Below are 10,907 nucleotides of genomic sequence, written 5' to 3' on the forward strand. Positions count from 1 at the left end.
AGAAGGTACTAGGGGCAGAATGCTCTTCATGCTTGCTTCGACCGAACTCGCCCTGCTGCGCCGAGTGGCGCACGAGCAGGCCGTTTGCCGTGCTCCGTCCCTGGTCGCCGCTGTTGTGCGGGACGGGCAGGTCGTCTGGTCCGGGGCTCGCGGGCAGGTTGGCGACGCGCGCCCGGACGACGACACGCAGTACCGGCTGGGCTCGATCACCAAGACGATGGTCGCCACCGCCGTCATGCGGCTGCGTGACGAGGGCGCACTTGACCTCAACGACCCGCTCGAACAGCATCTGCCGGGCACCGCGTTCGGCGGCGCGACCATCGCGCAGCTGCTCTCGCACACCTCCGGGCTGACTTCCGAATCCCCAGGCCTGTGGTGGGAACGCACGCCGGGCGCGGACTGGGAGGCCCTCGTCGGGAGCCTGGCGACCGGCGCGACGAAGCTTCGTCCCGGTGCGAAGTTCCACTACTCGAACGTCGGCTACGGCGTGCTCGGCGAGCTGATCGCGCGCAAGCGCGGGAGCGATTGGCTCACCGTGCTGCGTACGGAGATCCTCGGCCCGCTGGGCATGTCCCGCACCACGCCGCATCCCGAGGGCGCGCACGCGGAGGGTTTCGCCGTGCACCCGTTCGCGGACCTGCTGCTGCCGGAGCCGTCACCGGACGCGGGCGCCATGGCCCCGGCCGGGCAGCTGTGGTCGACGGTCACCGACCTCGGCCGCTGGACGGCGTTCCTCGGCGGACAGGGCAGCGGCGACGTCCTGAGCGAGGACACGCTCGCCGAGATGCGAACCATGGTCACCGTCGACGACGCCGACAACTGGACCACCGGGTTCGGGCTGGGCCTGATGGCACTGCGCTACCAGGGACGCAGGCTGACCGGGCACACCGGGTCGATGCCCGGCTTCCTGGCGGTCACGCTGAGCGACCCGGCCACCGGCACCGGCGCGCTGGTGCTGACGAACTCGACCGGCGGCGTCGGCATCACCCAGCTGTGCCTCGACCTGATCACGACGAGCGACGAGCTCGAACCCGCGTTCCCCGCGGAGTGGCTTCCGTCCACTGTGGACCCGAAACTGCTGGAGCTGACCGGGCTCTGGCACTGGGGTCCGACGCCGTATCACCTGCGGCTGCTGCCCGACGGCTGCTTCTCGCTGTACCCGGCCGACGGCGTCGGCCGCGCGTCGCGGTTCCGGCCGGTCGACAGCGACACCTGGCTCGGCCTCGACGCCTACTACGCGGGCGAGACGCTCACCGTCGGCCGCGACGCCGACGGCGTCCCGAACCACCTCGACCTGGCGACGTTCATCTTCACCCGTACGCCGTACGACCCGGCCGCCCCGATCCCCGGCGGCGTCGACCCCGACGGCTGGCGCTGAGTGTTCCAGATGGTGGGCAGTGCGGTACCGGAGGGAGCTGGGGCGTCCCGGCCTGAGAGACTGCGCACATGACCGACGCAGCTGAGTTGACCATCCCCGCAGAGCTCAAGCCGGCCGACGGCCGCTTCGGCTGCGGACCGTCGAAGGTCCGCGGCGAGCAGCTGAGCGCGCTGGCGGCCTCCGGCTCCACCTACCTGGGCACGTCCCACCGCCAGAAGCCGGTCAAGTCCCTCGTCGGGCGCGTCCGCGCGGGCCTGACCGAGCTGTTCTCCCTGCCCGAGGGCTACGAGGTGATCCTCGGCAACGGCGGCACGACCGCGTTCTGGGACGCCGCCGCGTTCGGCCTCGTGCGCGAGCGGGCCCAGCACTTCACCTACGGCGAGTTCTCCTCGAAGTTCGCCACCGTGACCAAGGGCGCCCCCTTCCTCGCCGACCCGATCGTGGTCAAGGCCGACCCGGGCAGCGCGCCCGAGATCGCCTACCAGTCCGGCGCCGACCTGGTCGGCTGGGCGCACAACGAGACCTCGACCGGCGTCGCGGTGCCGGTCCGCCGTCCGGAGGGCAGTGAAGGCGCGCTCGTCGCGATCGACGCGACGTCCGGCGCCGGCGGCCTGCCGGTCAAGGCCGAGGACTTCGACGTCTACTACTTCGCGCCGCAGAAGTCGTTCGCCTCGGACGGCGGGCTGTGGATCGCGCTGGCCTCGCCCGCCGCGGTCGAGCGGATCGGCGAGATCGGCGCGAGCGACCGCTGGGTGCCGGAGTTCCTGTCGCTGACCACCGCGCTGGACAACTCGCGCAAGGACCAGACGTACAACACCCCGGCGGTGTCGACGCTGTTCCTGCTGGCCGACCAGATCGAGTGGATGCTCGGCCAGGGCGGCCTCGACTGGACGACGGCCCGCACCAAGGAATCCTCGACCCGGCTGTACGAATGGGGCGAGAAGACCGCCTACACCACGCCGTTCGTGACCGATCCGGCACTGCGCTCGCAGGTCGTCGGCACCATCGACTTCGCCGACGAGGTGGATGCCTCGGCGGTGGCGAAGGTGTTGCGCGCCAACGGGATCGTCGACACCGAGCCGTACCGCAAGCTGGGCCGCAACCAGCTGCGCGTCGGCCTGTTCCCGGCCATCGACCCGGACGACATCAGCAAGCTCACGCAGAGCGTCGAGTACGTCGTCGAGCGGCTGTCCTGACCCTCAGCAGCAGTCCCGCTTCGGTGCCCCGGTCCTCACGACCGGGGCACTGGTCTGTACGGCCCTTTCGACGTCGGCGAGCACCTTCGCCCGCTTCGCGCGGTCGAGGATCCTGCCACGGCTGATCACCGTGTCGATCCGGCGCACCGCACCGATGCCGTCGAGCGGATTCGCGTCGAGCACCACGAGATCGGCGACCTTGCCCACGGTGACCGTCCCCGCGGTGTCCTGCCTGCCCAGGTAGCGTGCCGCGTCGCGGGTCACCGTCTGCAGGGCCTGCATCGGCGACAATCCCGCCTTGACGAGAAATTCGAGATCGTCGTGCAGGCCGAACCCGGGGAACGAGTACGGATTCGGGCAGTCGGTGCCGCCGATGACGCCGACACCCGCGCGGTACGCGTCGCCCAGCAATCCGAGCAGCGCCTGGAAATACGCCTCCCGCTCGGCGATCTCTCGCGGGGTGACCGGCGCGAAGACCTTGATGCGTTCCTTCCAGTAATCCCGCAGTGACGGCGGTACGTACCGCAACCGGGGATCGTGCGCGTAGGTCTCCGCGGGCGCGGAAATGACGCGGTTCACGATCAGCGTCGGGGACAGCCACGATCCATTGTGGACCAGCAACTCGAACAACGCCTGTGCGCGGGCGGGGCTGTGGCTGAGCGTGCCCTGGCGATCGAGCTCGGCGACCAGGTTGTAGAACGCGCGCGGCGCGGCCGGGTCGAACGGCTGGCCCGCGAGCCGCGCGAGGAATTCATCCCGCCGGGTCGAGGTGTGGATTCCCATGCCGTACAGGTGCTCGAAACTCCGCTGGCCCGCGGCACTGGCCTCGGGAATGGTGACGCGGTACGGCCAGTGCCCGCCGAACGGGAGGCCCTGCCGCGCGCACTCGTCGGCGACCGCGGCGAAGGTGTCCCGGCCCAGGTACGAATAGACCTTGACGAACTCGGCGCCCTCGGCCTTCGCGGTGCGTACGGCCGCCCTCGCTTCGTCCTCTGTGGACACCCGGACGACCGGGGGCTCCAGCAGGGACACCGGTCCGTCGATGATGCCGCTGGCCAGCACCATCCGGGGGCCCAGCAGCTCACCGCGTTCGATCCGGTCCCGGACGACCCGGTTCTCGGGATAACCCCACATCTCGCGGATCGTGGTCACGCCGTTGACCACGTGCAGCTCCGGGACCGCGACCATGTCGGCGCCGTGGGTGTGCATGTCGCACAGGCCGGGGATGACGTACCTGCCGCGACCGTCGAGCACCCGGGCGCCCTCGGCCGGCGGCAGGTCGGCGGGCGGCCCGATCCAGGCGACGCGGTCGCCGACCAGCACGATCGCGACGTCGGAGCGGGCCGGGGCACCGGTCGCGTCGATCACCGTCACCGGCGTCAGCACCACGACGTCGGAACCCGCCGCCGCGGCTTCCTGCGCGAACACGGCAGGCGCGAGGCCCGCCGCCGCGAGTCCGGCTCCACTCATCGCCAGCCAGCGCAGGAAGTCACGCCTGCCCACCTCGCACGCCACCACAGGCCACCCTTCAGCATGATCCCTGCGCCCATTGAACCGGGCTTGCAGGGGGCGTGGGTTCTTCTATCGTGCTGAATCGCCCGCACGCCTTCCCTCGTGCGGAACTGCGCAAGCTCCGAGGGGCCTCACGGCGAGGCCCCTCGGAACGTCAGGCGAGGGCCTGGGTGGGCGGCAGGCGGGCGGCCCGCATGGCGGGATAGGCACCGGCGATGGCGCCGACGGCGGCGGACACCGCGACCCCGCCGACCAGCGCGACGGGCGGAAGCACGGCGGGCCAGCCCTGACTCAGCGCGTACCCTGCCGTGACCGCGACGCCGAGCAGTACGCCGACGAGCCCGCCGAGGCCGGACAGCAGCACCGATTCGGCGAGGAACTGACCCCGCACCTGACGCTTCGTCGCGCCCAACGCCCGCCGCAGCCCGATCTCGCGACGGCGTTCCAGCACCGAGATCACCATCGTGTTGGCCACCCCGACCCCGCCGACGAGCAGCGCCACCCCGCCGAGGCCGAGGAACAGCGCGTCGTAGGTGGTCCTGGTCAGCTGCTGCGCGGCGAGCGCGTCGGACGGCCGCTGCACCTCGACCTCGTTGGGCGCGGCCGGGTTCAGCGTCGCGCCGAGCACCGACCGCACACTGTCCACTTCGGACTCACTCGCCCGGACGTACACGGTGCCGGGGTGCCCGTCGAAGCCGAGCAACGCCTTCGCGGCGTCCCAGCCGACCAGCACCGACCGCTCTACCTCCGGCGCGAGCGGCATCGGGTCGAGCACCCCCGCCACGGTGAACCAGACGTCGCCGATCAGCACCTGCGGCGGCCGCTCGGGATCCACGTGGTCGACCCCGAGCCGCGCGGCGGCCTCGGAACCGAGCACGGTCACCGGGTACCGCTGGTTCGCCGCGTTCAGGAACTGCCCTGCCCGCACCTTGCCGCCGAGCACCGACAGCAGGTCCGGACGCGCGGCGAACACCGCGAGCCCGGACGTGTCGTCCTTCGGGATGTGGTCGTTGCGCCGCACCTTCGCGTCGACCCTGCCGGTCTCGACCGCCCCGGTGACCGGGCTGATCCGCCGGACCATCGGGATGACACCGTCCGGGAGCGTCGCCTTCTTCCCGAACAACGTCTGCCCCGGTCCCGCCTTGAGCAGGTTCGTGCCCATCGCGGCCAGCCTGTCCTGCAACGCCTGCGCCGCCGACGCCGGGACCGCGAGCACGGCGACCATCGCCGCGACGCCGATCGCGATGCCAAGCGCCGACAGCATCGCCCGCACCGGCCGGGTGCGCATCCCATGCGCGCCAAGGGAAACCACGTCCGACGGCCTGAGCCGCACGGGCGGCGGCGGGGCGACCGGCGCGCTCACCGCGGCACCCCGGTCCTCGAACCGGCCATCGGCCCGGTCATCGAACCGGTGTCGAGCCGCACCGCCCCGTCCAGGATCTCGATCCGTCTCGGCAAGCCGGCGGCGATCTCGCGGTCGTGCGTGATGATCACGATCGTGGTGCCGTCGGAACTCAGCTGCCCCAGCAGGCCGAGCACCGCCGCGCCGTTGCCGGTGTCGAGGTTCCCGGTCGGCTCGTCCGCGAGCAGAATCGGCGGAGTGTTCACGACGGCACGCGCGATCGCGACCCGCTGCCGCTCCCCGCCGGACAACTCCCCGGGGAAGTGCGAGGACCGGTGTGCCAGCCCGACCCTGTCGAGTGCGGCAAGCGCTTTCTCCCGCCGTTTCCGTTTCGGCACACCGCTGTAGAGCAGGCCCGTGCACACGTTGTCCACCGCGCTGACACCCTCGCTGAGGAAGAACTGCTGGAACACGAACCCGATCCACCGCGAGCGCAGCGCCGAGAGCTTCCGGTCGGGCAACTCCGCGACGTCGTTCCCGCGGATCTCGATCCGGCCGGTACTCGGCCGGTCGAGTGTGCCCATCAGCTGCAGCAGGGTGGACTTCCCGGAGCCGGAAGGTCCGACGATCGCGACCATCTCACCGTCCGATAAGGACAGTGAGACGTCACGCAGCGCGGTGACCCCGCCGGGATACGTACGCGACACCTCGTGCACGGCGAGTACCGGCGTCACGACGTGACCACCACCCGCATACCCTCGCGCAATCCGTCCCCGCTGACCTCGACCTTGCCGCCGCTGAACGATCCGGTCTTGACCCCGATCAGCCTGCGTTGCCCGTTTTCGTCCACCTCGACGGCGTAGCCGCCTTCCGCGAGCGCGAGCAACGCACCGACCGGCACCGTGAAGACTCCTTTGTGGACACTCTTCGTGAACCGGACGGTCGCCGGGGCGGTATCGAGGGAACCCGCGACTCCGGGATCGTCCAACGTGACCCGGACGACGATCTTCGGCTTGCCGTCGTCCTGCCCCTGCGCGTCCTTGCCGTTCTCGGCGGCCCGGCCGACTTCGGCGACCGTGCCGGTCGACGTGCGACCGTTCACCACGACGTTGACCTTCGCGCCCCGTGCTGCGAGGCTCTGCTTCGCGACATCGAGTTTGACCTCCACGACGCGCCCGGTACCGCTGTACTTGAGCACGTCACCCGCGGCGGGGCCGCCGAGCTGCGCCGACACCGACGCCACGCGAATCTCGCCCGGCGCGAGGACGACGTCGCCCTGGCCGAACGTCCCGGTCTGCTCGAGCCCGAGCGATTTCTGCCACCGCTTCACCGCCGCGGCCGTGGCCGCCGTGAACTTCTCGTCCGGAGCACCGAAGCCGCCGAAACCCAGCGCCTGCAGGTTTTCCTCCAGCTCCTTGACATCCGGCCCCTTGTCCACCCCGTCGGAGAGGTCCCGATAGAAGGGCAGGCTCCCGTAGAACAACGGCACCGGCTTGGCGTCCACGTGGTACACCGGCTTTCCCCTGCCGATGGTGTCCCCTGTGGACGGTAACGCGGTGACCGTGCCGTTCTTTCTGCCCGACACGGGATTTTCCTTGCCGTACCCGAGTTGCCCGTCGACGTCCTGTTCCTCGCTCAAGTCGGTCTTGACCACTTCGGCGGTAGCGACGGGTTTCGGTGGCGGCGTCGCGCTCGGGCTGCCGGAGGCGACCTGGGTCATGATCACCACGGAGGTGGTGCCGAGTACCACGATCGCGGCCGCCGCCGCGATGAACCATCGCGTCCGTCGCCGTGTCCTGTGCTGGTTCATTTCCGCGCCGACATCCCGATCCCGAGGCCACACGCCTTCGCCGCCTCTTCGAACTTCGAGCCGTCGCCCCCGTCGATCGTGATGCCCTGGCTGTCACCGTCGGTGGTCGGGTCGGACATGTTCACGCCGTGCTCACGCATGCACTTGGCCTGCTGCCGCTGTTTGTCCAGCTCCTCGGGCGTCGGCTTCTTGACCTCGCCGCCGTTGGGCAGCAGCTTCTTACAGGCCGCGGTCGCGCCTTCCAGCTTCGTGTCGCCCGGCGTCATCGCGGGGAGCGACATCATCCCGCCGTCCGTCGGGTCGGGCATGTCGACGCCGTGTTCGCGCATACACTTCGCGTAGGAGCGCATCGCGTCCATATCCGCGGCTTTGTCGGTCTGCCCATTGCCGCCCGCCGCGGGCGCCTGGCTCCCGCTTTTCGGCGGCGTCGAAATCGAAGCGACCTTCGAGCCGCCGTCACCGGACGAACAGCCGGCCAAAACGGCCAGTGCCACCCCGGCACCGAGGATCGCCATCCGCGTTTTCATCCGCATCTCCCTTTCGGTCGAAGGGCGGGTCCGGCCCCCGACGAACCGGACCCGCCTCGGCCCGGATTTCTACGGGCCGGGTGATTTCCGCGCGTTAAGCGAAGTTGTTTATCCGGTGCTTATGTCCCCGCGGTGCAGACTGACCGGTGTGCGTGTGCTGGTTGTGGAGGACGAGCTGCTGCTCGCGGATTCGATCGCCGAAGGACTGCGCCGTTATTCGATGGCGGTCGACGTCTGCTACGACGGCGAACAGGCGCTGGAACGCGTCGGCGTACACGGCTACGACGTCGTCGTCCTCGACCGCGACCTGCCCAAGGTGCACGGCGACGACGTCTGCTCGGCGGTGGTCGCGGCGGGCGGCGAGGCACGGGTGCTGATGCTCACCGCGGCCGCCGAGGTCACCGACCGGGTCCGCGGCCTCGGTCTCGGCGCGGACGACTACCTCACCAAGCCGTTCGCCTTCGCCGAGCTGGTCGCCCGGGTCCAGGCACTGGCCCGGCGCGCCCGCCCCGCCCTGCCGCCGGTGCTGGAAAGCGACGGCGTCGTGCTCGACCTGCCCCGGCACCAGGCCTCCCGCGACGGCCGTTTCCTGCCGTTGTCGCCGAAGGAGTTCGCGGTGCTGGAGGTACTCATGCGCGCGAGCGGCACGGTGGTCAGCCCGGAGGATCTGCTGGAAAAGGCGTGGGACGAGCACGCGGACCCGTTCACCAACGCCGTCCGGGTCGCCGTGATGACGCTGCGGCGCAAGCTGGGCGAACCCCCGGTCATCGAGACCGTGCCGGGCGCGGGCTACCGGTTCGGAGGGGCACGGTGAAGCGCGTCCGGCTGTCGGTGCGCACCCGGCTCACCGCGCTCTACGGCGGCCTGTTCCTGCTGGCGGGCGTGGCCCTGCTGGTGATCAACTACCTGCTGGTCGACAGCTCCCTGCCCGAGCCTGCGAAATACGCGAGCACCGCCGTGGCGGCCCGCCTGCCTCTGGCCGAGACGCTCCCGCCGTCGACGACGCTGGAGGTCAGCCAAGCCGGGGTGGTCGCGGGCGTGGCAACCGACGTCGTCGACGGCTACCGCAGCTCGACACTGTCCACTTTGGTACTCGGCTCCGCGGTGGCGCTGCTGGTCGCGGCCGCGCTCGCGGTGCTCTTCGGCTGGCTGATGGCGAGCAGGGCGCTGCGTCCGCTGCACGACATCACCTCGACCGCGCGGAAGCTGGAGGCGGGCAAACTCGACCGGCGCATCAACCACGACGGCCCGCACGACGAGCTCAAGGATCTCGCGGACACCTTCGACGGCATGCTCGACCGGCTCGCCGAGTCGTTCGACAGCCAGAAACGGTTCGTCGCCAACGCGTCCCACGAGCTGCGGACACCACTGGCCGTGCAGCGCACCCTGATCGAGGTCGCGCTCGCCGATCCGGAGGTGACCCCGGAACTCCGCAAGCTCGGCGCCCATCTGCTGCACACCAACGAGCGCAGCGAGCGGATGATCGAGGGCCTCCTGGTACTGGCACGCAGCGATCGTGGCCTGACCGCCCGCGCGCCGGTGCGGCTCGACGAGGTCGTGCGCTCGGTCGTCCGGACGACGTCGGCGCAGGCCGAGGCGGCCGGGGTGACGGTGGAGACGCGGTTGCGGCCAAGGACCGTCGCGGGCGATCCGGTGCTGCTCGAACGGCTGGTGACGAACCTGGTGAGCAACGCGATCGACTACAACGTCCGTGGCGGCTGGGTGCACGTCGACGTCAGCGGCGAACCCGCGCTGAGCGTGCGGAACTCGGGCCGGCCGGTGCCCGCGGAAAGCGCCGCGGAGCTGTTCGAGCCATTCCGGCGCGGCACCCCCGAACGCACCGGCTCGGCCGCGCACGCCGGGCTGGGGCTGTCGATCGTGCGGTCGGTCGCCGAGGCACACGGTGGCGCCGCCGCGGCGCGGGCGAATCCCCGCGGCGGCCTGACCGTCGACGTCCGGCTGCCCGGGTGACCACCGAAGTACACCCAATCGTGACGCACAGTATTCGGCGCGTCACACACACCGGTTTCGCTACGGTGACAGAGGATGCGTGACACAAAGATCAAGAGTGAAACAGGTCGGTCAAGGCTCGGCGCGCCTCGCACGTCAAGCCGACGCGCCGTTCTAACGTAAGCACCCACAAAGGTGAAGAATCGGGGAGGCGAACAATGCGCGCGCTACGGGTGGTCGGGCTGCACGAGGACGGAAAGTCCATCGTGTGCGAAGACCCGGCGAGCCGTACGCGCTTTCTGCTCCCGGCCGATGAGAGACTGCGCGCGGCGGCGAGGGGTGACATCACCCGGCTGGGCCAGATCGAAATCGAGTTGGAGAGCCAGATGCGGCCACGCGAGATCCAGGCGCGAATCCGGGCCGGTGAGTCCGTCGAGCAGGTGGCGAGCAGTGCCGGGGTGCCGGTGCAGCGCGTCGAGCGCTTCGCCTACCCCGTGCTGCTGGAGCGGTCCCGCACCGCCGAACTCGCCCAGAGCGCGCACCCGGTCCGTGAGGACGGCCCCGACGTGCAGACGCTCGGCGAGGTGATCGCCTACGCCTTCGGGGTCCGTGGTCACGACTACACGCAGGCCAAGTGGGACTCCTGGCGCGGTGACGACGGCCGCTGGGTCGTCGTGCTGCAATGGAAGGCGGGCCGTTCGGACAACCGCGCGCACTGGTCGTTCTCGCCGGGGGCGCACGGCGGCACCGTGCACGCGCTGGACGAGAACGCCGAGGGCCTGCTCAACCCCAACTCCTACCGCGCGCCGCGCACCGTGCGCGCGCTGGACCCGGCCCGCGAGCCCGCCGTGCAGCCGACGCTGGACTCCGCGGAATCCCTCGAGGCCAAGGCGATCGAGGCGCCGCGAACCGAACCTGAGCACGACCCCGAGGACGACACCCGGGAGATCCCGCGCGTCCCGCCGGAGGGCGACGAGGACGTCCGGGAGACCGACGAGCAGCCGCAGCGGGCCAAGGCGAAGAAGAATCATCCGATCGTGCCGTCCTGGGAGGACGTGCTCCTCGGAGTCCGCACCCAGCGCGGCTGACCCGACCTGCCGTTAAGGCCACCTTACAGGCGTCTGACGCCTGTAAGGTGGCCGGAACGGCAGATCAGGCGGCGAGGTGGGGGGGCCGGGTGTGCGGGGCGACC

Annotated in this window: 10 protein-coding genes; 5 read left to right on the forward strand and 5 right to left on the reverse strand. The window is 70.6% G+C overall.

Annotated features, from left to right (window positions below):
* The first annotated feature begins 28 nt into the window (after positions 1-28).
* Both ACFW0G_RS25005 and serC read left to right on the forward strand, forming a co-directional pair.
* Positions 29-1,378: a serine hydrolase domain-containing protein gene (locus ACFW0G_RS25005; RefSeq protein ID WP_378327796.1), complete on the forward strand. Its 1,350-nt coding sequence runs from the start codon at positions 29-31 to the stop codon at positions 1,376-1,378.
* A 68-nt stretch (positions 1,379-1,446) separates the two neighbouring features.
* On the forward strand, positions 1,447-2,574 hold the full coding sequence (serC, locus tag ACFW0G_RS25010) for a phosphoserine transaminase (protein WP_378327797.1): 1,128 nt from the start codon (positions 1,447-1,449) through the stop codon (positions 2,572-2,574).
* A gap of 3 nt (positions 2,575-2,577) precedes the next feature.
* Here the strand turns inward: serC and ACFW0G_RS25015 are convergent, their stop codons facing one another.
* The 5 genes from ACFW0G_RS25015 to ACFW0G_RS25035 all read right to left on the reverse strand — a co-directional run bounded on the left by ACFW0G_RS25015 (position 2,578) and on the right by ACFW0G_RS25035 (position 7,765).
* Positions 2,578-4,089, reverse strand: a complete 1,512-nt coding sequence (locus tag ACFW0G_RS25015; RefSeq protein WP_378327798.1) for an amidohydrolase family protein — start codon at positions 4,087-4,089, stop codon at positions 2,578-2,580.
* A 151-nt stretch (positions 4,090-4,240) separates the two neighbouring features.
* Positions 4,241-5,449, reverse strand: coding sequence for an ABC transporter permease (locus ACFW0G_RS25020; RefSeq protein WP_378327799.1), 1,209 nt, complete (start codon positions 5,447-5,449; stop codon positions 4,241-4,243).
* Positions 5,446-6,162: an ABC transporter ATP-binding protein gene (locus ACFW0G_RS25025; protein ID WP_378327800.1), complete on the reverse strand. Its 717-nt coding sequence runs from the start codon at positions 6,160-6,162 to the stop codon at positions 5,446-5,448. The genes ACFW0G_RS25020 and ACFW0G_RS25025 overlap by 4 nt, the downstream gene beginning before the upstream one ends.
* Positions 6,159-7,238, reverse strand: a complete 1,080-nt coding sequence (locus tag ACFW0G_RS25030) for a peptidoglycan-binding protein (protein ID WP_378327801.1) — start codon at positions 7,236-7,238, stop codon at positions 6,159-6,161. The genes ACFW0G_RS25025 and ACFW0G_RS25030 overlap by 4 nt, the downstream gene beginning before the upstream one ends.
* Positions 7,235-7,765, reverse strand: coding sequence for a hypothetical protein (locus ACFW0G_RS25035; RefSeq protein ID WP_378327802.1), 531 nt, complete (start codon positions 7,763-7,765; stop codon positions 7,235-7,237). Before ACFW0G_RS25035 ends, ACFW0G_RS25030 begins: the two co-directional genes overlap by 4 nt.
* A gap of 148 nt (positions 7,766-7,913) precedes the next feature.
* Here ACFW0G_RS25035 and ACFW0G_RS25040 point away from each other — a divergent pair, with 148 nt between their 5' ends.
* The 3 genes from ACFW0G_RS25040 (at position 7,914) to sepH (ending at position 10,803) form a co-directional block, all read left to right on the forward strand.
* Positions 7,914-8,579, forward strand: a complete 666-nt coding sequence (locus ACFW0G_RS25040) for a response regulator transcription factor (RefSeq protein WP_378327803.1) — start codon at positions 7,914-7,916, stop codon at positions 8,577-8,579.
* Positions 8,576-9,736, forward strand: a complete 1,161-nt coding sequence (locus ACFW0G_RS25045; protein WP_378327804.1) for an ATP-binding protein — start codon at positions 8,576-8,578, stop codon at positions 9,734-9,736. The genes ACFW0G_RS25040 and ACFW0G_RS25045 overlap by 4 nt, the downstream gene beginning before the upstream one ends.
* A 197-nt stretch (positions 9,737-9,933) precedes the next feature.
* Positions 9,934-10,803 (forward strand): septation protein SepH, encoded by an 870-nt coding sequence (gene sepH, locus ACFW0G_RS25050; protein WP_378327805.1) that lies wholly within the window; start codon positions 9,934-9,936, stop codon positions 10,801-10,803.
* Positions 10,804-10,907 lie beyond the last annotated feature (104 nt).

The organism is Amycolatopsis sp. NPDC058986, assembly GCF_042741125.1.
In the GTDB taxonomy this organism is placed as follows: domain Bacteria; phylum Actinomycetota; class Actinomycetes; order Mycobacteriales; family Pseudonocardiaceae; genus Amycolatopsis.